Below are 18,706 nucleotides of genomic sequence, written 5' to 3' on the forward strand. Positions count from 1 at the left end.
GTGATACTTTATTACTCTGGTTATCGATATCATATTGCCGATTTTCTGCCCAAAAGGCTTTTACCCTTATGTCCGCATTCAAAAAAACGCTACTTGCTTCTGTTTTAATTGCTTTATTTGGCTGCTCAACGGCTCCCGATAGCGTACCAGTCTCGAATAGAGACTATTGTGCCGACCTCGTCGATAAAGAGCGCTTGCCTTTGTCTCACTACACTCAGCCTTTTGAGACTGAAATGAAAAATGGCACAGGCGTCTATGTTTTAGAGCAAGGAGCGGAAGCAATGATGTCCCGTGCTTGGTTAACAGAGCGCGCTGAAGCCTCTATCGATGTACAGTACTTTATCTTCTCAGTCGACAACGTAGGGTTGATTGCGACTGACTATCTCGTAAGAGCGGCTGAGCGAGGCATAAAGGTGAGAGTTCTTGTCGATGACATCATGCTCAATGCCAAGGAAGATGAACTTCTCATGTTGGCAGCGCATGAGAACTTTGACATCAAGATATATAACCCCAACGCCAATATCGGTAAGAATATAGTTCAAAAGATGACAACTGTTATTACCGACTTTCACGGCATCAACCAACGCATGCACAATAAAGTGTTTTTAGTCGACGACCAGGTAGCGATCACTGGAGGAAGAAATATTGCCGACGAATACTTCGGGTTTGATCATGAGTACAACTTTAGAGATCGCGATGTATTCCTAGCTGGCAAAGCAGTTAACGCGATCGATACCTCCTTCGAGCAATATTGGAATAGCGAGCTCAGTGTCCCAGTCGAAGATCTCTTCAAATCCAACCCATATAACGGTAATCCTGATTTTTCACGATTGCATTCCTATGCGTGTAACCCTGAGCATTTTCATCCCGAGATCAGAGCAGAGATAGATAAGGTACCTGAGACCTTTCAGGCACTATCTAATGAAGGGAAATTCCTATTCGTTGATAAGGTAGAGTATATAGCGGATGAGCCCGGCAAAAACGATCAACAAACGTTCTTGGGTGGAGGTAGTATCACTCGAGATAAGTTGACCGAGCTTGCAGAGAGTGCTCAATCCTCCATTCTGATCCAAACACCCTATCTGGTCACAACCAAAAAAGATCGAGTCTTTTTACGTAGTCTGGTTGAAAAAGGTATATCCATAAAAATCTTAACGAATAGCTTGGCCTCTAACGACAACCTGGCAGCCTTTAGCGGCTACCAAAGAAATAGGAAACAGCTATTGGCCACTGGGGTTGAGGTTTATGAATTTAAACCTGATGCTAAAGTCAGGCAGCGAGTAATGACTGAACACATGTATAAGAAGCTACCAACTACGCCTATTTTTGGTCTTCATGCGAAAACAATGACGATTGATCACAGCATTACCGTTGTTGGTACCTACAACCTTGACCCACGCAGCGCTCATTTGAACACAGAGAGCTTTGCCATCATCCATTCTCCAGAGATCACTAAGCATGTCTCAGCCGCTATGAAGGTGGAAATGGAGCCTGAAAATGCGTGGAGAATAACTACAGATTTCAATCCAGATAATGAAGTTAGCGTCACTAAAAGAGTCGGAGTAAAGCTGCACCGAGTCGTGCCTAAGAATATCCTCTAGTTACAGCACCGTTGTTTAGCGACAAACTGCAGAAACGAAAAAGGCCCTGACCTAAGTCAGAGCCTTTTAATATGGCAGGGGTGGAGAGATTCGAACTCCCAACACGCGGATTTGGAATTCCACTAAACCACAAGAAAAAACAAAGCGTTACAAAGGTCAAAAAATCCGATATGGGGTTATATGAGGTTATACTGTGTTCATCTGTATGCTTTAAGCAAAAAAACGACACAAACCTAAGCTTGTATCGCTCTTTGAGGTGTGAATAGTTATCCTGATAAATACCTATTTAGCGGATTCAATTGCAGCACTTCCTCTAAATGATCAGGTGCAAGGTGTGCATAGCGCATCGTCGTCGTAATTTCACTATGACCTAGCACATCTCGAAGTTTGACAATGTTCCCTCCACTCATGACATAGTGACTTGCGAAGGTGTGCCGTAAAACGTGTGTCATTTGCCCTTTAGGTAAGTCGATATATGCCTTATCAATAGCTTTGCGAAACGTCGAAAGGCTATTAAAAAACATTCGGCTATCACTGATAGGCTCAATGGCTTTGAGTTCATCAAAGAGATACTGATTAATGGGAACGGTGCGGTTCTTCGTTGACTTGGTATTTAAGAATGTGATCTTATTATTCTTGATCTGTGAGGGCTTCAATTCTTCAGCCTCACCCCATCTTGCACCAGTCGCAAGGCAGATTTTAACGATATAGACAAGTGAGCGATTACTAAAGGTTTTACATACCTCCAGCAAGCGGGCTATCTCTTCGTGGTCAAGAAACCTTAGTTCTTTCTCGCGCTCTTTGAACTGGCGGATCTTAGTTAGTGGGTTTTTGAATGTGATCACCCCTAGCCTGTCCAATTCGTTAAACATGGCCCTTAGATAAGCGTGCTCTCTGTTAATTGTCGTCGTGGAGACCTCAACACTTCGCCTCTCTCGATACCGCGCAAAATCTTCACTAGTCAGGTCACTAGCTACTGGATTACCGAGTTGTTCCGATATCCAATAGAGCTTTTTTCTGAGCCTAATGTGATCACTTAGTGACTTTCCATGCAGTCGATACCAGAGCGTAACCAGTTCATCTAGCCGCCTCATGTCCTTGTTGATACTTTTACGTTTTAGCTCTAATTCAAGTTGCACATCAAGCTGCACAGCATCCCGTTTCCTAGCAAAAACTCGCTCAGGTGCATAGCTTGAAAAATAACCTTTTTCATTCTTTAGCAGCATGTCACGTTAATCCTTTCCATAGAATAAAACGAACGATAACAAAGGGTTAGGCAGTCTTTTTGTCGCTGTCTATTTTTTCGACAATGCCGAGTTCTAATAGAATAGTAAAATCCGGAGCTATCTGGCCGGATTCTGGAAGGGTCTTGTCGGTTGCTATCCAATAGGCGTATTTATCAAACCGCTCATGCTTTGTGACTTTCATCAAATTTTTCTCATTTACCGACCTTTTGCCTAACTCGTAGCTTCTCACTGAAACTAACGGAACATCAATAAGTTGCGAAAACTCATCTTGCGTCAATCCCTCTGCAATACGTATTGCTTTCAATTTTTTTCCAAGATCCATGCTTGACCTCGCCACATATACGATCGTATATTCTACACAACCTATACGAACGTATGACCATAAATAACCCGATATGGACAGATATCGGAACCAAACAAGGAGTGTATCACATGGCTACCGAAGTCCAGTACATGAAGGTCACGCTCTATTCCAGGAAGTCTGGAATGGGAGTTAAGCAAATCAAAGCACGCATGGACATTGGAGAAATTCCTGAAGTTATACACCTGCGAGAAGGTGGTGACCGCTACATCAATTGTACTGAACTTGAGAAGCGGCTAGAGCGTGGTGAGGTTGTATTTTCTGACCTGTCAGAACTTGAGGAAAGCAAAGCATGACCCCACTAGTCCAAATCTACTCAAACGAAAAATGCCTACCCGTTGAGAACATTCCAGCAAATGAGCATTCATCAAACTTCTATCGCGCTGTGGCTGAAATGGAATTTCGAGCTGGGAATTCTGTTTTCTACATTAACCCGAAAATCGCGGTGATCTCCTTAAAAGGCGATCTACGCATTGTCATTCAAGGATAAGAACATGACACACGCCGATGTAGTGAAATACGAGTACAACTTTTGGGTTCAGCGCTTTCAGTTTGACATTAGCGCCATGCGCGAGAACGCCGCTCCAGAGAACACCTACCTATTCATGAGCGAAAAGCTACGCGAAGAGGCTGCCAAACAATTACACCATATCGCCGAATTCGCCCATGCAGGCGGCGAAGGCGACTTAGCCTACCAAATCAACCGCGCCGCCGCTGAGTTAAACGCTGACGGCGTACCACCAATGCCAATGTAAGGAGTCCACAATGCCAAAATCACACATAGAACGAATGCAAAAAGAGCGATATGAGTTAAGTGAGCGGGTGCGAAAACTAACGGTGTTCATCTACCAAGAAGAAACGCTGTTCAAAGAACTCAACGAAATAGACCAAAGACTCCTCAAAGCACAACTAAGAGCTATGAATGCTTACCAAGAGGTTCTAGAAATCCGACTTGACCTCGAAAATACAGGCATGGAGCATACGCAATGATCGTTAAAACTGAAAACAACCTTCTTTACGATAGCTCGCACCCAAAGTGCCAACTCCACTTTGCACGCACTCACGGACGCGGATTTGCGTTCATTCAATGTCTCGATACTGGTCTAAACGGCAAAGCGGAGCATGTAAAACGCTATTGGGGCTTTTATGCTGACTCTCTCAATGAGAAAGAAAATGAAGCGGATATCTACCACATCATGAATTCAGGCAGCCCATGGCCTGATATACCGAAGTAATCCACATGGGTGATGTTACTTACAAAGAGGCAGTATCTAGCGTAGATCTGCCTATCACTAACCCCATACACAAGCCCTGTCCCGATAGGGAAGCGCTTGAAAACTTTGACCCAAAGAAAACGGACAGAGCGTGTTTCTTAATATCGAAGCTTCGAGAAAAGCACGGTATTAAAAAGCGCGTCAAGCCAAAACCTAACGCCCTTACCTACACATGCACCGAGCAAGGCTGTATCGAGTCTTGGGGAACAGTGAGTAACGCAAAGCCATGAGTCGTAACGCCAAGTACGAAGCCAACAAGAAAGCGCAAGGATTAAAGAAGGTCACTTTGTGGATACCAGAAGAGCGAGAAAGTGAATTTCATATGCTCGCTAAAGCTTGTTGTGACTATCGACATTTAACCTTCAACACACTACGAGATACGCAATCTGGAAAGTTCGTTTCTCTCGAAAACCTATAGCCCGTCACTGGTGACAGCATGAAAACAAGAACAGAACAAGACCTAAGAGAAACCCAAATAACAAGTAGCAACATCTACGACTTTCAAGGGACGGAGGTTATTTGCAACAGCAATGATTGTCAGGGGCTACTTGTCGAACTTGAGCTAGTCGAAACTATGTCCGATAACCTTGAGCTACGCTGTCCTGCGTGTGGTGAAGCATACGCACATGTCACTAGCGACAATGAGTATTAACCGCAAATATACCTATGAAAAACGCCTCCACTATCCGCAATAGCATCAAGCGCACGATGCGCCAAAAGGATCTTATTCCCGTAAGACTCCTTTTTGATGCGCCTGAACTTTTGGTTACTGCGATGCAAGAAGCGGATAAACAAGGCTCACTCTTCACTCAAGAACTCAAAGACACCGCAAGAGATTACGTCCATAGGCATGGCACGCCCTTTTCTCGTCACTTTATCCCGCGCCTACCGTTTATCGTTCGTGAAGATGTGGAATACCAAATCGCTAAGCGCCTCAAGCGCAAGAACGCCACACGCTCGAACATGGAGCGCTTTATCAATACCGCCGTCAAACACGCCTTAAAATTTGCACCCGTGATTGAAGACAAGTTTCCGTTCGTCGATGAGCGCTGCGTTATCAACGAAAAGCAGCCCCTTGAGCGAACCAATCAAGACAGTAAACCCATTCATACCAACACCTTTACCAGTAAAATGTATGAATCTATCTCATTCGACCATCATGCGTTGATGTGTGATAACCGTATTGAAGCCATAGCCAGACACCTAACCGCACGATTCACCGATATCATTCACGGCATCCAGCCCAATGAGGAAGATGAGCGCGGTTATGCAGACGCCCTGATAGAAGCCTATCGCACCATCTCAAACGAAATGGAGCCGTTTTTCATTCAGCCCCCTACCGTGAATAAAAAGTACAAAGAAATCCAAGATGCGGAAAGGGATTTAGAAATCGCCATTCGTCGCTGTCTGGATGCGACCTACCTTATCCGCAAGTTTAAGTACCTACGCACTCAGTACATTGAATATTCACAAATCGCCCTTGGTCGTGTGGGCAAAAAGAAAGGACAAGTAAAATACGTCTCCCCTCGCTCAATGACAAGGTGGAAACACAAGCAACGAGAGTCCGAGCAGTGGCTAGAAGCAATGGCGGCCTACGACCCTGAAACGGGCATTACCTTTGCCCTTGATGAAGTGGTCAAGCGCACCGTATCAAACCAAGAAAACCGCCGCGTTGAATTGGTGGTTCGCACCCGTGGCGATGAAGAGCGCGCAATTGATTTGGATTATGAGGGCGTCTTCATCACGTGGACACTCCCATCAAAGTATCACCGTAATTCGGTAAAGTGGAACGGCTGCACCGTCAAAGAGGCGCACCAAAACCTCATGCACCAATGGCAGCTCGCTCGCGCATGGTTCAAAAAGATGGATATTGATTGGTTTGGGCTTCGTGTGGCTGAGCCTCACAATGACGGAACACCTCACGCGCACCTATTTATCTATGTTCACCCCAACCAAAAGCAAGCACTCATTGATATCTGCCGCACTATCGCTTGCGATGAAGACAGCGACGAACTGAGCACAACAAAAGCACGTGAAGCCCGTTTTCTTGCCAAAGAGTGCGATCCAGAAAAAGGCACAGCAACGGGCTACATCATCAAGTACATCTCTAAAAACATCAACGGCGCGCACATGCCAGAAACCGACGCGGAATTTAACGCTGAGCGTGTCCGTGCGTGGGCGTCAACGCACCGCATTAAGCAGTTCTCGCAATCAGGTGCAAAACCTGTGGGTATCTGGCGACAGCTTAGGCGCGCAACCGCAAAAGACACCTTCTTTGATGAAGAGCTAGAAGCCCTGCGGGATGCGGCTGACAACTCTCGTTGGTCTGCGTTCTGCGAGATAGCAGGGCATGAAAAGTTAGCCTATGAAGAAAAACTCAACCAATTTGGTGAAACCACTAAGCGCGTGATAGGTATCGAGTGGTTAGGAAAAGTGATCGAGACTGCCAGCGCAAAATACAGTTTGGTCAAGAAATCGGACGTCAAGCGTTTGCAAGAAGCGCGGCGCGCTTCCCCTTGGAGCACTGAAAATAAGTGTAACCAGCCTCCCCCAGATACGGTTACACCGCTTGAAAAAGCGCTGATGGATGTGACCGGATGGAGCATTAAAGGGGTTCAGTGCTTGATTGGGCCACTCAAAAGGGGGAGCAAGATACCAATCGACAAACACACAAAACTTAGCATTCGAAGTGGGCGGCTGTGTACCACATAACGGTGGTTCAAAAAGTTGCAGAAAAAAAAAGCGCGCCTGGAGCCAATAGCGCGCAAAAAAAAGGACTTACACATCAACGGTCAATACGAACCCGTGCTTAGAAATCACTTCAGGTAGGAAGGCTCATAAAGACCGCACGGAAAAGTTATCACGTTTTCACTCAATGGCGAGTTATAACTAGAGTTATAAGCTCATTACAAACACATAACTATTGTGTAAATACCAACATCGTGAGACAAGGGAGCGCTCATGAACAACACTCTCAAAGCGCTCAGGTCTAGCAAAATTCGCAACAAAGTGAAGCAAGCCTGCTTTGCTTGGGTGGGAATTCAACAAGCGAAGTGCGTTAGCTGTAATCGATATTATCGATTACTATGTGAGCTATCGATTCAATTAATCGATTAACTTTAATCCAACGTCGTGAGACAGGGGAACACTATGAAAACCACACAGCAAACACTCAACCGTCAAGCGTTCGATAGCTTAGCGCGAGCCGGTAACCTTTTTCCATACCACAACACACTGATTGAACTACTGGAAGCGCAAGCCTCTCAGCTCGATAAACAAGCTCTCGAACTTGCTAGGTTCAAAAAAGACAACGCCAGCCTAAAAGGCCAAGTCACCAAGCTAACTAACCGAGTTAAGGAGTTTGAACGTGAACATGCCAACCATTAAGCATCTACCCGCGCTAATCATTCAGCACACTCGATGCGTGAAAGCCACCAGTGATGCAAGGACATTGCTGATACATTCTCTGGGCAACATCGATATCGATACGTCCGGCGGTTTGATGGGTACCCTTAAGACCTTATGGTCATCCGGTGGTGAGCTTGCCCCTGCTGGAGCTTTACTGCTGGATTATCTCGACAAAATGGAGCAAGAGCGTGATGTGAGCAATCAAATACTCATCATCAATGCAAGGCATTCAATGGAGAATAGCTCATGACTCAAATAATCAAAACCGTTCATTGCCCTACGTGTGGTGAATACGCTGACGTTCGACAGCGCAAAGGCAAATACAAACAGCTCGATTTGAAGTGCCCTACATGCGGCGTACTGAACTATCAAACTCGTCAAGGTCAAGCAGCCCTCACCTCTCTACCAGAAGTGAAGAAACCGGAGCCCAAACCGGAAAGCGGCAGTGAGGATAAGCCGGAAAATAAACCGGAATATACCGGTAATACGTTATCCAATTTCTTAGGGTGGGAGTAATCAAATGAACCAAGTTGATATCAGCCCGGAAACAGTCGAACGCAGCTATGATGCCATTGCGGAAAAATGGTGCCCTCAGACACTTGCCACTCCACTTGATAACCAACCGGATTTTAAACCGGACACGTTAACACCGGAGCCGGACTTTGAGCCGGAAAGAGTCTCCTCAGCAGACTCCCTCGCCGCGCAGCGAGAGATTGACATTCCGATGGTGACACTACGCCGATGGGAGCATGACGAGTCCATTTCCCCCGAGCTTATCCGCAATAGCATTCATGTTACCCGGGAATTCGTAGCGGAAAACACCGAGCTTGTCATTCGTGAAATGGCCGAACTCGATGTAGAGCGCGAGACCATTGATAAGTTTGCGCTCTCCAATGCCAAACTGGTGGTGCACTACTACCCGAAAGGCGGCGTACTTGAAGTGATGGAGAACTACGGATTGTGGTTTGGTGCACTGTCTTCCACTGCTGGACTTATCTTCGCGATTAAAAACGCCAGTGAGAAAAAAGCGCAAACCACGAACAAACCGGTGGTTAAGCCGGGGAAGGCAGCCAATGAGGAGGATTACCATGCGTAAAGATGGTCAGTTAATATTATCGTTAGGTATTGCTCGCTCCGGAAAAAGCACCTTAGTGAAACGAATTGCTGAGCAGTTTAACCGGGTGATTGCCTTTGATCCCAAAGCGGAATACGTTACGCAATTAGGCTTTGAAGCGTGCGTCACGCCAGAAGAGCTGATTAGCAAGGCAAGAGACCTAGACAGTGATGGCAAATTAGCCTTTGTCGCCCATGACAAAAAAGCGTTTGAGCTGTTTTGTGAAGTGGCCTTTGTGTTTAACCAGCAAAAGCCGGCGCTTATCATCTGCGAAGAGCTGGCGGCGGTGACGAACGTCGCCAAAGCATCTGGGGCGTGGGGGCGGCTTGTCAGTCAAGGACTGGCGTACGAGCCAACCATTATCGGTACGGTGCAGCGCGGTCAAGAAGTGGATAAGTCCATTATGAACAATGCCACGTTCTTGAACATCTGCCAGCATCAAACCGACGATGACGCCAATTACATTGCAAAAAAACTGGGTATTGATGTTGCGATGGTGCCAAGGGAGCCGCTTAAGTTTATCCAGTGGCGAGCCGGAAAGGGATTATTGTGCGCCGGTCACATTGACCATGCTGGGGCAAGCTCAGCCCATTGGCCGAAAGGAACGCCAAGGTTTTTAATCAACAACAGCCCTAAAAAGCTCAATAAAACGCAATTCGCGACCGTCAAGTATCGATAGCGCTAGTCAATTTAGGCTCACGGTTCAACGCCCAATCAGTATTTAATCCGGCTAAGCCGGATTAAATACTGTCTTCACCTTGTCACCCCTTCCATCCTAAGAAACGATGACCGTGCTCATTCACTTTTGTTTTTTAGGTAAACACATGAAAAAAGCCAAACCCTACATCGTAATGGTTGTTGTGATTTTGGTTGTGATGGCGGGTGTTGGCCTTGCCAAGCGCAACTCAAAGACCGCGAACAAGGCTCTAGATAAGGTAGGTATCTAATGTCTCAAGCTCTCAAACAAGCCATGAACATGCTTCGTGCCAACGTGATGCCACGTCGCCAAGAAATCGACCGCTGGGAAAACATTCGCGCAGGGGGTGAAGCGATTCTGACTATCCCTGTCGGCCCGACGTATTGGGCGATTGAGTTCATCCTCAAGAACCTCGCTTTGTCGGACATTGAATATTTTCAGTTTAAACTCAATGGTCGTCCCCATATTCACGTTACCCCTCAAGAGATGAAAAAGCTGGCCGTGGAAGCCGGTATTCATTGGGATGATACGCGCCCTACCCTCTATTTTGGTGACCCATCCATGCTCACCTGGGAAGGACAGTTTTTGAAAACCATGGTGACCAAAGTCACCGACACTTGGAAGTGTTACGTGCGCATCAAGTCTGGCGTATCGAACCCTGAAATCACTTCAAACGCCTTGACCACCCCTAGTGAGCCAGAGCGCTACTTCCTGCCTGAAATTATATCGACCTCATTTCGTGCTGGCCGCGCTGGGTACAATGACATCAACATTGATAACGAGCCGGACTTTTATGTCTCACGCCTGTTTATGGAAGGCAGTGACTTGAACCACATCGAAATCAAACGTGATGGCTCGACGTTCTTAAAAGGGACGCGCGACGATTTGGATGAAGACTTAAAGCGCTTTAAGCGAACCCCTCAAGCCAATAACCTCACACTGGATTTTGTGCAGCAGGGATTTGGGGCATTGGGAGTCTTCCATAAAATGGCACCGCAAGGGGATTTAGTGTTTCGCGTCCACAAAGGGGCAGCCGGTGACTTTCCGGTATTGATTGAAGGCGTTCGTCAGGTCTCCGCGTTCCCAACACCAAAATAAGGGGGCGATATGTCTTGGTGGGATAATTTAAACAACACGTTAGGCACGCTTGGCGGGATTTGGGTTGACTACAACAAGAGCGCTGACCCTAACGAACACAAAGGTAAAGAGCCACCAAAAGGGGAAGACAGTGACGGGTCAACCCTCGTGGCTACCCCTCCTCAATGGGCGAGCCCTAACACGCAGTGGCTTGTGGTTGGCGGTGTGGTGTGCCTCTTGCTTGTTGTGCTGCTTCTTGGAGGCCGTCGATGATACCGTTCATTATCGGCGCGGCGGCGGCTTCCGGCCTTGGTGCGGGATGGTGGGGCGCAACCAAGACCGCCGAAAGCAGCAAGAGTGACATCATCATTGAAGGTGACGCGAGCGTCAAAAACGCTAACCTCACCACAACGATTGTCATTACCTTGGTGGTGACGATTGTCGCCAGTATGGCTCTCAAAAAATTCACGAAAACGTAAGGGGTTCATATGATTCCGGGTATGCCAAGTTTTGGTGATATCGCTGGCGGTCTAGGTAATGGCGGCCCCAGCAGTGCTGGCTCTAGCGCGGACATGGGGAGCCTTGGCGGTGCGAACGTCGGTGGTATCGGAAATCGTGTCGATAACTCAAGGATTGCCATGGCTATTGTATTGGGCTTTGTGCTCATTGGAGGGGTGTTACTGTGGAAATTAAAATAGTTCCCTACAGCCCTGAGGCGGTGACACGATTTGCTTCTGCTTTGGGTGACTACTCAGAAGATATCCTTCGAAGCGTTCGCTGTGGTCATTCACACATTTGGCAACTCGAAGACACGCACTACATTGTGACCATTGAGCAAGACTCAAAAGGCAAAGTGTTGGTGGTGCTGTGCGCTGTTGGGGAGGGTTTAGCAAACACGGCCCCTCGTATCTTAGAGCAAGCCAACAATATTGGTGCTTACGGCTGCCGATTCCACAGTACCCATAAGGGACTACACCGACTCATCAACCTACCCGTGCAATGGGTAGAAAATGTGTTCTTAGTGCCAGTGGAGGGATGCAATGGGAAGTAGAAGTAGTTCTTCATCCTCAACCACTAATCATTACACCACGAATACCGAAAACTATGCGCTGCAAGGTGATAACACCGGCAACGCCATTCTAGGCAGTGGTAATACCATGATATCCACTGACCATGGCGCGATTGACTCCGCTTTCGACTTTGCCGAAGTCGGACTCAAAGAGGCGTTTGGGTTTGGTGAGAGTGCGTTGGACTTTGGAGAAACGTCCCTAAAATTTGCAGGGAATGCGTTCGATGGTGCGCTGGATGCGGTCACCGGCACCACGCGAGACGCTATGGATATGGTGTCTGGCTTAACCGCTTCCCAAAATGCGCAGAACGACAAGTCCATCTCTGCCATTAAGGATTTAGCTGAAAACGTACAAACCGGTGGGGAAGCAATGATTGCGAAAACCTCTCAGGAAATGACCAAAATGGTCATGGTAGTGATTGGGGTGGGACTGGTTGTGATGGGCGTAGTGGTTTGGAGTAAGAAGTAATGTCTATTGAAAAAACGCTCAGTCCTAACGCTCGAACCACCATTCTTGAAGTCGGTCGTTTTCTGTACATTCGTAAAGCCAGTGCGGCACTGTCTATCATATTAACCTCAGACGTTGACCAAGGCCAATCGGTTGAAATCAAAATGCACAGAGGTGAGCAATACGATATCGGTGAGTTTTCTCCAACTGCGAGGTTCACTCGATTAGAAATACAAAACCTCTCGGATGAACGTAACGATATTGAACTTGAGATTGGTTTACACCGGTTTACGCCATCCATTGCAGGCTCAGACATCAACGCCACTATTACGGGCATTACGATAGATTTACCTGTTGAGGTGGTCAAGCCTGTTGAGGTGAGTAGCATCACCAAACCGGTGACCATTGAATATCACCGTAAACGCATGGTGTCACTGGGCACAATGAGTTTAGGTGCCGGTAAAATATCCCTCCCCGCTAACCCCGAGCGTTATGAGCTTCTTATTACGGGTTACACCGATAACTCTGGTCCTGTTTTTGTCAGCGGCATTCCCGTGTACCCCGGTCAAGTTTTTATCGTTGAAACCAATAGCGAAGTCGAAGTTAAAGGCGCTGCGGCGAGCATCATTTTTGTTAGTGAGATTGTGTATGAGTAGTCTTTCTTCCGTCACGTTTGGCGGCGCATCCAGTCCTTCCGAGACTCTAAAAGTCGAGTTTGATGATACTTGGCACTATGGGGCAACAGACATTGCTTCCCATAAACCAACTGTGGCCTTTTCACTCGATAGCCATGATGCTATTCGCTTAATCGATGTGTACATCACACAGCGCACACCGACCTCTTCACCAGGAAAACTGATGACGCTTTCTTGGTTTTGTATCAATACCTCTTCAGGTTCAAGCGATGCGATTGGGTTTATGGAAGTCGAAGCAAGTCAGGTCTGTAAACAGGTCTATCGCCAAACCATATTTTGTCCAAAGGGCGCAGATAGAATTGAGTTCTCAGTACAAGACCTTACTAATGGCGTTGATATCGGCGTCAGAATACATCATGAGGTTCGGTTTTATGAAAGTTCAAGTTAACGCACAGGGTCACATCATCTCCATCAACGCACTGCAAGAGCGTGAATCACTCACCTTGCTTGATATTGAGCTTAGCCGTGATGTGTTGACCAACCCCGAAATGTATCGATGGAACGGCAAAGCGTTCGTGCTCATTGAGGAAGCCAGCCATGAACAAACTTCAGATTAGTGCCGTCGTTGGTTTGGGGCTGATTGGCCTTCAACTTTTTCGTCACAAGGACTCTAGAAATCCAATTGACACTGCCATCGACGAGGTATTAGGTATGGGAACGCCACGAGGTATCCGCAACAACAACCCAACGAACATCAAGTACAGTGAACACAATGACTGGTTAGGTCAAACAGGCAGTGATGGAACATTTGCTGTATTCGGCTCACCAGAATACGGCATTCGCGCTGCAACAAAGCTTATACAGAATTACCAAAACCACCACAACCTAGGCACAGTTCGAGACATCATTAGCCGCTGGGCACCCGCTGGCGAAGAGAATCCACATTTAGAAAATTACATCAAGCATGTTGCAAGGAAGCTTGGTATCAGTGAGAGCAACCATAAAATTATGTCCTCCCAATTCCCGGTATTAATCGCAGCCATGATTGAGTTTGAAAACGGCGTACAGCCCTATGACATGGATTTAATCGCACATGGGGTTGCGCTCGCTTAACGTCACTTTCTAACGTCGTGAGACAGGGGGAAATAGTGAAAACTTTTTTGAATTACTTAACGCAAGCATCAACGTGGGAAGGCATTGCTACCGCAGCACTTACCATTGGTGCTATCGCTGATGTTGCCACTACGGGCGGAATGGTCTCGGGTGTGTTAGCAGCGGCGGGTGCCATTGCTTCGACGACTTCCATTATTCGTAATGACCGAAAGGATAAGTAATGGATGGTGCACTGCTTCACGCACTCACGGGGTTATTGAATGACATTAACCCCTTTATCAGCTTAGCCGCGGCGTACCTTTACTTAAAGGCTGCGAGAACGCTCAATGAGCATGACAAACGTATATCAAAATTAGAATGGAAGGATGAAAGCAATGGCTAAAGTCGGATTGAAAGCAAACGGCACGCTAAAAAAGGGGTATCGCTTCGCCAAAGGTGGGCGCGTTGTGAAAGCAAAAGGTACTACCACCAAAAAGCGCAAGCCAGCAAGACGCAGAAAGCGTAAATAACCAAATATCAGATGGACAAAAGGCCGCTATTTCTAGCGGCCTTTCTTTTTGCATGTTTATGCAAATAAAGATGGCAGGGGTGGAGAGATTCGAACTCCCAACACGCGGATTTGGAATCCGCTGCTCTGCCAATTGGAGCTACACCCCTAAAGTGATATCTAATCTATGTTATTTAATAACTAAAATCAACACGTTAGATTCAAAAAAGCCTCGTCGTTAGACGAGGCTTCTTAATAAGTGGCGGAGTGGACGGGACTCGAACCCGCGACCCCCGGCGTGACAGGCCGGTATTCTAACCAACTGAACTACCACTCCGCAGTGGTCTATTTAAAGTCTTATCTAAATCGTGCTTTAAACAGATAATGTTCAAAGCCTGGCGATGTCCTACTCTCACATGGGGAAGCCCCACACTACCATCGGCGCTATTGCGTTTCACTTCTGAGTTCGGCATGGGATCAGGTGGGTCCACAACGCTATGGTCGCCAAGCAAATTCTTTAATTCGGAAAACTGATTTTAAAAGTTCTGAACTCACATTCAATGTTCTACTTTGAGTCCATCAAAACCCTTTGGGTGTTGTATGGTTAAGCCTCACGGGCAATTAGTACAGGTTAGCTCAACGCCTCACAACGCTTACACACCCTGCCTATCAACGTTCTAGTCTCGAACAACCCTTTAGGACACTTAAAGTGCCAGGGAAGACTCATCTCAGGGCTCGCTTCCCGCTTAGATGCTTTCAGCGGTTATCGATTCCGAACTTAGCTACCGGGCAATGCGATTGGCATCACAACCCGAACACCAGAGGTTCGTCCACTCCGGTCCTCTCGTACTAGGAGCAGCCCCCTTCAATCTTCCAACGCCCACGGCAGATAGGGACCGAACTGTCTCACGACGTTCTAAACCCAGCTCGCGTACCACTTTAAATGGCGAACAGCCATACCCTTGGGACCGACTTCAGCCCCAGGATGTGATGAGCCGACATCGAGGTGCCAAACACCGCCGTCGATATGAACTCTTGGGCGGTATCAGCCTGTTATCCCCGGAGTACCTTTTATCCGTTGAGCGATGGCCCTTCCATTCAGAACCACCGGATCACTATGACCTGCTTTCGCACCTGCTCGAATTGTCATTCTCGCAGTCAAGCGGGCTTATGCCATTGCACTAACCTCACGATGTCCAACCGTGATTAGCCCACCTTCGTGCTCCTCCGTTACTCTTTGGGAGGAGACCGCCCCAGTCAAACTACCCACCAGGCACTGTCCGCAACCCCGATAAGGGGTCGACGTTAGAACATCAACACTACAAGGGTGGTATTTCAAGGACGGCTCCACTAATACTGGCGTACTAGTTTCAAAGCCTCCCACCTATCCTACACATGTAGGGTCAATGTTCAGTGCCAAGCTGTAGTAAAGGTTCACGGGGTCTTTCCGTCTAGCCGCGGGTACACTGCATCTTCACAGCGATTTCAATTTCACTGAGTCTCGGGTGGAGACAGCGTGGCCATCATTACGCCATTCGTGCAGGTCGGAACTTACCCGACAAGGAATTTCGCTACCTTAGGACCGTTATAGTTACGGCCGCCGTTTACCGGGGCTTCGATCAAGAGCTTCGACCGAAGTCTAACCCCATCAATTAACCTTCCGGCACCGGGCAGGCGTCACACCGTATACGTCATCTTACGATTTTGCACAGTGCTGTGTTTTTAATAAACAGTTGCAGCCACCTGGTATCTGCGACTCCCCATAGCTCCATCCGCAAGGGACTTCACCGCGAGGAGCGTACCTTCTCCCGAAGTTACGGTACCATTTTGCCTAGTTCCTTCACCCGAGTTCTCTCAAGCGCCTTGGTATTCTCTACCCGACCACCTGTGTCGGTTTGGGGTACGATTCCTTACAATCTGAAGCTTAGAGGCTTTTCCTGGAAGCATGGCATCAATGACTTCACTACCGTAGTAGCTCGACATCGTGTCTCAGCCTTAAAGAGAGCCGGATTTACCTAACTCTCAAGCCTACGCACTTGAACCTGGACAACCGTCGCCAGGCCCACCTAGCCTTCTCCGTCCCCCCATCGCAATTGTAAGAAGTACGGGAATATTAACCCGTTTCCCATCGACTACGCCTTTCGGCCTCGCCTTAGGGGTCGACTCACCCTGCCCCGATTAACGTTGGACAGGAACCCTTGGTCTTCCGGCGAGGAGGTTTTTCACCCCCTTTATCGTTACTCATGTCAGCATTCGCACTTCTGATACCTCCAGCAGACCTTACAATCCACCTTCAACGGCTTACAGAACGCTCCCCTACCCAATATACAAAGTATATTGCCGCAGCTTCGGTTTATAGCTTAGCCCCGTTACATCTTCCGCGCAGGCCGACTCGACTAGTGAGCTATTACGCTTTCTTTAAATGATGGCTGCTTCTAAGCCAACATCCTAGCTGTCTAAGCCTTCCCACATCGTTTCCCACTTAGCTATAATTTGGGACCTTAGCTGGCGGTCTGGGTTGTTTCCCTCTCCACGACGGACGTTAGCACCCGCCGTGTGTCTCCCGGATAGTACTTACTGGTATTCGGAGTTTGCAAAGGGTTGGTAAGTCGGGATGACCCCCTAGCCTTAACAGTGCTCTACCCCCAGTAGTATTCGTCCGAGGCTCTACCTAAATAGATTTCGGGGAGAACCAGCTATCTCCAGGTTTGATTGGCCTTTCACCCCTAGCCACAAGTCATCCGCTAATTTTTCAACATTAGTCGGTTCGGTCCTCCAGTTGATGTTACTCAACCTTCAACCTGCCCATGGCTAGATCACCTGGTTTCGGGTCTATATCCAGAGACTGAACGCCCAGTTAAGACTCGGTTTCCCTACGGCTCCCCTAAACGGTTAACCTTGCCACTGAATATAAGTCGCTGACCCATTATACAAAAGGTACGCAGTCACACCACGAAGGTGCTCCTACTGCTTGTACGTACACGGTTTCAGGTTCTATTTCACTCCCCTCACAGGGGTTCTTTTCGCCTTTCCCTCACGGTACTGGTTCACTATCGGTCAGTCAGTAGTATTTAGCCTTGGAGGATGGTCCCCCCATATTCAGACAGGATATCACGTGTCCCGCCCTACTCGATTTCACTGATGATGAGATGTCGGTTACGGGGCTATCACCCTGTATCGCGGCACTTTCCAGAGCCTTCACCTGTCTCATTAAAAGCTTAAGGGCTAATCCAATTTCGCTCGCCGCTACTTTCGGAATCTCGGTTGATTTCTCTTCCTCGGGGTACTTAGATGTTTCAGTTCCCCCGGTTCGCCTCGCTGAGCTATGTATTCACTCAGCGATACCTGCTTATGCAGGTGGGTTTCCCCATTCAGGAATCCCAGACTCAAAGGTTATTACTACCTAATCTGGGCTTATCGCAAGTTATTACGCCTTTCATCGCCTCTGACTGCCAAGGCATCCACCGTGTACGCTTAGTCACTTAACCATACAACCCCAAAGAGTTTCAGATGAAACCATGAGATTGTTTAATCAAACAACCAAAGTTGTCTGCAATTTTTATACATGATGCAGACTCGATTTTGCCGTACTCAAATTCCAAGAACACTTGAATGTGTGTTGGTACCTAAATGATTAAATCATCTAGGATTTGAGAACTTTTAATTGAATAACATTAATCAAATGTTATTCGTCAGCTTTCCAAATTTTTAAAGAGCTAGTTTCTTTCGAAACCATTTTTAAGAACACTTCAGCAAATGTGCTTAAAGATGGTGGGCGATACCGGGCTCGAACCAGTGACCCCCTCCTTGTAAGGGAGGTGCTCTCCCAACTGAGCTAATCGCCCACGAAAGTCATTCCGTGGAATGTTCAAGAATGGTGGAGCTAAGCAGGATCGAACTGCTGACCTCCTGCGTGCAAGGCAGGCGCTCTCCCAGCTGAGCTATAGCCCCATTTCTTGAGAGTTCCTTCAAAGAAGGAATGGTGGGTCGTGCAGGATTCGAACCTGCGACCAATTGATTAAAAGTCAACTGCTCTACCAACTGAGCTAACGACCCAATGGTATCCCGTAGGGGAGTCGAACCCCTGTTACCGCCGTGAAAGGGCGGTGTCCTAGGCCTCTAGACGAACGGGACACTAAGTTGTAAGTGTTGGGCACTTACATTATCTCTTTACA

The 18,706-nt window shown here is 47.5% G+C and carries 31 protein-coding genes, 6 tRNA genes and 2 rRNA genes; 29 read left to right on the top strand and 10 right to left on the bottom strand.

Going from position 1 to position 18,706, the window contains the following annotated elements; genetic code table 11:
* Positions 1 to 68 precede the first annotated feature (68 nt).
* Positions 69 to 1,601 (top strand): phospholipase D family protein, encoded by a 1,533-nt coding sequence (locus LY387_RS16160; protein WP_234494833.1) that lies wholly within the window; start codon positions 69 to 71, stop codon positions 1,599 to 1,601.
* Between the two features lie 266 nt (positions 1,602 to 1,867).
* Here the strand turns inward: LY387_RS16160 and LY387_RS16165 are convergent, their stop codons facing one another.
* Together LY387_RS16165 and LY387_RS16170 are read right to left on the bottom strand one after the other, a co-directional pair.
* Positions 1,868 to 2,827 carry a tyrosine-type recombinase/integrase gene (locus LY387_RS16165; protein ID WP_234494834.1) on the bottom strand — a complete coding sequence of 320 codons (960 nt, stop codon included), beginning with the start codon at positions 2,825 to 2,827 and terminating at the stop codon, positions 1,868 to 1,870.
* Between the two features lie 46 nt (positions 2,828 to 2,873).
* Positions 2,874 to 3,170 carry a helix-turn-helix domain-containing protein gene (locus tag LY387_RS16170; RefSeq protein WP_234494835.1) on the bottom strand — a complete coding sequence of 99 codons (297 nt, stop codon included), beginning with the start codon at positions 3,168 to 3,170 and terminating at the stop codon, positions 2,874 to 2,876.
* 110 nt (positions 3,171 to 3,280) lie between these two features.
* Here LY387_RS16170 and LY387_RS16175 point away from each other — a divergent pair, with 110 nt between their 5' ends.
* From LY387_RS16175 to LY387_RS27195, 28 genes are all read left to right on the top strand, one after another.
* Positions 3,281 to 3,505, top strand: coding sequence for a hypothetical protein (locus LY387_RS16175; protein ID WP_234494836.1), 225 nt, complete (start codon positions 3,281 to 3,283; stop codon positions 3,503 to 3,505).
* Positions 3,502 to 3,699 (top strand): hypothetical protein, encoded by a 198-nt coding sequence (locus LY387_RS16180; RefSeq protein WP_234494837.1) that lies wholly within the window; start codon positions 3,502 to 3,504, stop codon positions 3,697 to 3,699. Before LY387_RS16175 ends, LY387_RS16180 begins: the two co-directional genes overlap by 4 nt.
* Positions 3,700 to 3,703: 4 nt before the next feature.
* Positions 3,704 to 3,964 (top strand): hypothetical protein, encoded by a 261-nt coding sequence (locus LY387_RS16185; RefSeq protein WP_234494838.1) that lies wholly within the window; start codon positions 3,704 to 3,706, stop codon positions 3,962 to 3,964.
* A gap of 10 nt (positions 3,965 to 3,974) precedes the next feature.
* On the top strand, positions 3,975 to 4,199 hold the full coding sequence (locus tag LY387_RS16190) for a crAss001_48 related protein (RefSeq protein WP_234494839.1): 225 nt from the start codon (positions 3,975 to 3,977) through the stop codon (positions 4,197 to 4,199).
* Positions 4,196 to 4,444 carry a hypothetical protein gene (locus LY387_RS16195; RefSeq protein ID WP_234494840.1) on the top strand — a complete coding sequence of 83 codons (249 nt, stop codon included), beginning with the start codon at positions 4,196 to 4,198 and terminating at the stop codon, positions 4,442 to 4,444. Before LY387_RS16190 ends, LY387_RS16195 begins: the two co-directional genes overlap by 4 nt.
* A gap of 5 nt (positions 4,445 to 4,449) precedes the next feature.
* Positions 4,450 to 4,713, top strand: a complete 264-nt coding sequence (locus LY387_RS16200) for a hypothetical protein (RefSeq protein ID WP_234494841.1) — start codon at positions 4,450 to 4,452, stop codon at positions 4,711 to 4,713.
* Positions 4,710 to 4,901, top strand: a complete 192-nt coding sequence (locus LY387_RS16205; RefSeq protein ID WP_234494842.1) for an antitoxin MazE family protein — start codon at positions 4,710 to 4,712, stop codon at positions 4,899 to 4,901. Before LY387_RS16200 ends, LY387_RS16205 begins: the two co-directional genes overlap by 4 nt.
* 18 nt (positions 4,902 to 4,919) lie before the next feature.
* The gene (locus LY387_RS16210; protein ID WP_234494843.1) at positions 4,920 to 5,135 is read left to right on the top strand and encodes a hypothetical protein; all 216 of its coding nucleotides are present in this window, start codon (positions 4,920 to 4,922) and stop codon (positions 5,133 to 5,135) included.
* A 14-nt stretch (positions 5,136 to 5,149) separates the two neighbouring features.
* Complete coding sequence (locus tag LY387_RS16215) at positions 5,150 to 7,195, top strand: replication endonuclease (protein ID WP_234494844.1); 2,046 nt, start codon at positions 5,150 to 5,152, stop codon at positions 7,193 to 7,195.
* Positions 7,196 to 7,633: 438 nt separating this feature from the next.
* Complete coding sequence (locus tag LY387_RS16220; protein WP_234494845.1) at positions 7,634 to 7,870, top strand: hypothetical protein; 237 nt, start codon at positions 7,634 to 7,636, stop codon at positions 7,868 to 7,870.
* Positions 7,851 to 8,141 (top strand): hypothetical protein, encoded by a 291-nt coding sequence (locus LY387_RS16225; RefSeq protein ID WP_234494846.1) that lies wholly within the window; start codon positions 7,851 to 7,853, stop codon positions 8,139 to 8,141. The genes LY387_RS16220 and LY387_RS16225 overlap by 20 nt, the downstream gene beginning before the upstream one ends.
* Complete coding sequence (locus tag LY387_RS16230) at positions 8,138 to 8,407, top strand: hypothetical protein (RefSeq protein WP_234494847.1); 270 nt, start codon at positions 8,138 to 8,140, stop codon at positions 8,405 to 8,407. The genes LY387_RS16225 and LY387_RS16230 overlap by 4 nt, the downstream gene beginning before the upstream one ends.
* A 4-nt stretch (positions 8,408 to 8,411) precedes the next feature.
* On the top strand, positions 8,412 to 8,987 hold the full coding sequence (locus tag LY387_RS16235; RefSeq protein WP_234494848.1) for a hypothetical protein: 576 nt from the start codon (positions 8,412 to 8,414) through the stop codon (positions 8,985 to 8,987).
* Complete coding sequence (locus tag LY387_RS16240) at positions 8,980 to 9,684, top strand: hypothetical protein (RefSeq protein ID WP_234494849.1); 705 nt, start codon at positions 8,980 to 8,982, stop codon at positions 9,682 to 9,684. Before LY387_RS16235 ends, LY387_RS16240 begins: the two co-directional genes overlap by 8 nt.
* 145 nt (positions 9,685 to 9,829) lie before the next feature.
* A complete protein-coding gene (locus LY387_RS27190; RefSeq protein ID WP_267967698.1) occupies positions 9,830 to 9,952 on the top strand; it encodes a hypothetical protein in 123 nt (40 codons plus the stop codon).
* A complete protein-coding gene (locus LY387_RS16245) occupies positions 9,952 to 10,800 on the top strand; it encodes a major capsid protein P2 (RefSeq protein WP_234494850.1) in 849 nt (282 codons plus the stop codon). The genes LY387_RS27190 and LY387_RS16245 overlap by 1 nt, the downstream gene beginning before the upstream one ends.
* Positions 10,801 to 10,809: 9 nt before the next feature.
* Positions 10,810 to 11,052, top strand: coding sequence for a hypothetical protein (locus LY387_RS16250; RefSeq protein ID WP_234494851.1), 243 nt, complete (start codon positions 10,810 to 10,812; stop codon positions 11,050 to 11,052).
* Complete coding sequence (locus tag LY387_RS16255; RefSeq protein ID WP_234494852.1) at positions 11,049 to 11,258, top strand: hypothetical protein; 210 nt, start codon at positions 11,049 to 11,051, stop codon at positions 11,256 to 11,258. Before LY387_RS16250 ends, LY387_RS16255 begins: the two co-directional genes overlap by 4 nt.
* A gap of 9 nt (positions 11,259 to 11,267) precedes the next feature.
* Positions 11,268 to 11,477 (top strand): hypothetical protein, encoded by a 210-nt coding sequence (locus tag LY387_RS16260; RefSeq protein ID WP_234494853.1) that lies wholly within the window; start codon positions 11,268 to 11,270, stop codon positions 11,475 to 11,477.
* Positions 11,462 to 11,830, top strand: a complete 369-nt coding sequence (locus tag LY387_RS16265) for a hypothetical protein (RefSeq protein WP_234494854.1) — start codon at positions 11,462 to 11,464, stop codon at positions 11,828 to 11,830. Before LY387_RS16260 ends, LY387_RS16265 begins: the two co-directional genes overlap by 16 nt.
* The gene (locus tag LY387_RS16270) at positions 11,820 to 12,317 is read left to right on the top strand and encodes a hypothetical protein (RefSeq protein WP_234494855.1); all 498 of its coding nucleotides are present in this window, start codon (positions 11,820 to 11,822) and stop codon (positions 12,315 to 12,317) included. Before LY387_RS16265 ends, LY387_RS16270 begins: the two co-directional genes overlap by 11 nt.
* Positions 12,317 to 12,952, top strand: coding sequence for a hypothetical protein (locus tag LY387_RS16275; RefSeq protein WP_234494856.1), 636 nt, complete (start codon positions 12,317 to 12,319; stop codon positions 12,950 to 12,952). Before LY387_RS16270 ends, LY387_RS16275 begins: the two co-directional genes overlap by 1 nt.
* Positions 12,945 to 13,379: a hypothetical protein gene (locus tag LY387_RS16280; RefSeq protein ID WP_234494857.1), complete on the top strand. Its 435-nt coding sequence runs from the start codon at positions 12,945 to 12,947 to the stop codon at positions 13,377 to 13,379. Before LY387_RS16275 ends, LY387_RS16280 begins: the two co-directional genes overlap by 8 nt.
* Positions 13,363 to 13,548 (top strand): hypothetical protein, encoded by a 186-nt coding sequence (locus LY387_RS16285; protein WP_234494858.1) that lies wholly within the window; start codon positions 13,363 to 13,365, stop codon positions 13,546 to 13,548. The genes LY387_RS16280 and LY387_RS16285 overlap by 17 nt, the downstream gene beginning before the upstream one ends.
* Complete coding sequence (locus LY387_RS16290) at positions 13,529 to 14,044, top strand: structural protein P5 (RefSeq protein WP_234494859.1); 516 nt, start codon at positions 13,529 to 13,531, stop codon at positions 14,042 to 14,044. The genes LY387_RS16285 and LY387_RS16290 overlap by 20 nt, the downstream gene beginning before the upstream one ends.
* A gap of 35 nt (positions 14,045 to 14,079) precedes the next feature.
* Positions 14,080 to 14,265 carry a hypothetical protein gene (locus LY387_RS16295; RefSeq protein ID WP_234494860.1) on the top strand — a complete coding sequence of 62 codons (186 nt, stop codon included), beginning with the start codon at positions 14,080 to 14,082 and terminating at the stop codon, positions 14,263 to 14,265.
* Entirely contained in the window at positions 14,265 to 14,426 is a 162-nt protein-coding gene (locus tag LY387_RS16300) for a hypothetical protein (RefSeq protein ID WP_234494861.1), read from the top strand. The genes LY387_RS16295 and LY387_RS16300 overlap by 1 nt, the downstream gene beginning before the upstream one ends.
* The gene (locus LY387_RS27195; protein ID WP_267967699.1) at positions 14,419 to 14,553 is read left to right on the top strand and encodes a hypothetical protein; all 135 of its coding nucleotides are present in this window, start codon (positions 14,419 to 14,421) and stop codon (positions 14,551 to 14,553) included. The genes LY387_RS16300 and LY387_RS27195 overlap by 8 nt, the downstream gene beginning before the upstream one ends.
* Before the next feature lie 71 nt (positions 14,554 to 14,624).
* Here the strand turns inward: LY387_RS27195 and LY387_RS16305 are convergent.
* The 8 genes from LY387_RS16305 to LY387_RS16340 form a co-directional block, all read right to left on the bottom strand.
* Positions 14,625 to 14,701: transfer RNA gene (locus LY387_RS16305), tRNA-Trp, on the bottom strand.
* Between the two features lie 90 nt (positions 14,702 to 14,791).
* Positions 14,792 to 14,868: transfer RNA gene (locus tag LY387_RS16310), tRNA-Asp, on the bottom strand.
* A 56-nt stretch (positions 14,869 to 14,924) separates the two neighbouring features.
* A 5S ribosomal RNA gene (gene rrf / locus LY387_RS16315) occupies positions 14,925 to 15,040 on the bottom strand.
* 91 nt (positions 15,041 to 15,131) lie between these two features.
* Positions 15,132 to 18,019 (bottom strand): 23S ribosomal RNA (locus tag LY387_RS16320).
* Positions 18,020 to 18,300: 281 nt separating this feature from the next.
* Positions 18,301 to 18,376 (bottom strand) — tRNA-Val (locus LY387_RS16325).
* Positions 18,377 to 18,406: 30 nt separating this feature from the next.
* A tRNA-Ala gene (locus tag LY387_RS16330) sits at positions 18,407 to 18,482 on the bottom strand.
* Positions 18,483 to 18,511: 29 nt separating this feature from the next.
* Positions 18,512 to 18,587 (bottom strand) — tRNA-Lys (locus LY387_RS16335).
* A 2-nt stretch (positions 18,588 to 18,589) separates the two neighbouring features.
* Positions 18,590 to 18,665 (bottom strand) — tRNA-Glu (locus LY387_RS16340).
* Positions 18,666 to 18,706 lie beyond the last annotated feature (41 nt).

The sequence above is a fragment of the Vibrio maritimus genome, from assembly GCF_021441885.1.
Taxonomy (GTDB): domain Bacteria; phylum Pseudomonadota; class Gammaproteobacteria; order Enterobacterales; family Vibrionaceae; genus Vibrio; species Vibrio maritimus_B.

Bases quoted from the DNA above. Each gene is read 5' to 3' on its own strand.
- LY387_RS16160 (WP_234494833.1), top strand. From the start codon at position 69: ATGTCCGCATTCAAAAAAACGCTACTTGCTTCTGTTTTAATTGCTTTA.
- LY387_RS16165 (WP_234494834.1), bottom strand. From the start codon at position 2,827: ATGCTGCTAAAGAATGAAAAAGGTTATTTTTCAAGCTATGCACCTGAG.
- LY387_RS16170 (WP_234494835.1), bottom strand. From the start codon at position 3,170: ATGGATCTTGGAAAAAAATTGAAAGCAATACGTATTGCAGAGGGATTG.
- LY387_RS16175 (WP_234494836.1), top strand. From the start codon at position 3,281: ATGGCTACCGAAGTCCAGTACATGAAGGTCACGCTCTATTCCAGGAAG.
- LY387_RS16180 (WP_234494837.1), top strand. From the start codon at position 3,502: ATGACCCCACTAGTCCAAATCTACTCAAACGAAAAATGCCTACCCGTT.
- LY387_RS16185 (WP_234494838.1), top strand. From the start codon at position 3,704: ATGACACACGCCGATGTAGTGAAATACGAGTACAACTTTTGGGTTCAG.
- LY387_RS16190 (WP_234494839.1), top strand. From the start codon at position 3,975: ATGCCAAAATCACACATAGAACGAATGCAAAAAGAGCGATATGAGTTA.
- LY387_RS16195 (WP_234494840.1), top strand. From the start codon at position 4,196: ATGATCGTTAAAACTGAAAACAACCTTCTTTACGATAGCTCGCACCCA.
- LY387_RS16200 (WP_234494841.1), top strand. From the start codon at position 4,450: ATGGGTGATGTTACTTACAAAGAGGCAGTATCTAGCGTAGATCTGCCT.
- LY387_RS16205 (WP_234494842.1), top strand. From the start codon at position 4,710: ATGAGTCGTAACGCCAAGTACGAAGCCAACAAGAAAGCGCAAGGATTA.
- LY387_RS16210 (WP_234494843.1), top strand. From the start codon at position 4,920: ATGAAAACAAGAACAGAACAAGACCTAAGAGAAACCCAAATAACAAGT.
- LY387_RS16215 (WP_234494844.1), top strand. From the start codon at position 5,150: ATGAAAAACGCCTCCACTATCCGCAATAGCATCAAGCGCACGATGCGC.
- LY387_RS16220 (WP_234494845.1), top strand. From the start codon at position 7,634: ATGAAAACCACACAGCAAACACTCAACCGTCAAGCGTTCGATAGCTTA.
- LY387_RS16230 (WP_234494847.1), top strand. From the start codon at position 8,138: ATGACTCAAATAATCAAAACCGTTCATTGCCCTACGTGTGGTGAATAC.
- LY387_RS16235 (WP_234494848.1), top strand. From the start codon at position 8,412: ATGAACCAAGTTGATATCAGCCCGGAAACAGTCGAACGCAGCTATGAT.
- LY387_RS16240 (WP_234494849.1), top strand. From the start codon at position 8,980: ATGCGTAAAGATGGTCAGTTAATATTATCGTTAGGTATTGCTCGCTCC.
- LY387_RS27190 (WP_267967698.1), top strand. From the start codon at position 9,830: ATGAAAAAAGCCAAACCCTACATCGTAATGGTTGTTGTGATTTTGGTT.
- LY387_RS16245 (WP_234494850.1), top strand. From the start codon at position 9,952: ATGTCTCAAGCTCTCAAACAAGCCATGAACATGCTTCGTGCCAACGTG.
- LY387_RS16250 (WP_234494851.1), top strand. From the start codon at position 10,810: ATGTCTTGGTGGGATAATTTAAACAACACGTTAGGCACGCTTGGCGGG.
- LY387_RS16255 (WP_234494852.1), top strand. From the start codon at position 11,049: ATGATACCGTTCATTATCGGCGCGGCGGCGGCTTCCGGCCTTGGTGCG.
- LY387_RS16260 (WP_234494853.1), top strand. From the start codon at position 11,268: ATGATTCCGGGTATGCCAAGTTTTGGTGATATCGCTGGCGGTCTAGGT.
- LY387_RS16270 (WP_234494855.1), top strand. From the start codon at position 11,820: ATGGGAAGTAGAAGTAGTTCTTCATCCTCAACCACTAATCATTACACC.
- LY387_RS16275 (WP_234494856.1), top strand. From the start codon at position 12,317: ATGTCTATTGAAAAAACGCTCAGTCCTAACGCTCGAACCACCATTCTT.
- LY387_RS16280 (WP_234494857.1), top strand. From the start codon at position 12,945: ATGAGTAGTCTTTCTTCCGTCACGTTTGGCGGCGCATCCAGTCCTTCC.
- LY387_RS16285 (WP_234494858.1), top strand. From the start codon at position 13,363: ATGAAAGTTCAAGTTAACGCACAGGGTCACATCATCTCCATCAACGCA.
- LY387_RS16290 (WP_234494859.1), top strand. From the start codon at position 13,529: ATGAACAAACTTCAGATTAGTGCCGTCGTTGGTTTGGGGCTGATTGGC.
- LY387_RS16300 (WP_234494861.1), top strand. From the start codon at position 14,265: ATGGATGGTGCACTGCTTCACGCACTCACGGGGTTATTGAATGACATT.
- LY387_RS27195 (WP_267967699.1), top strand. From the start codon at position 14,419: ATGGCTAAAGTCGGATTGAAAGCAAACGGCACGCTAAAAAAGGGGTAT.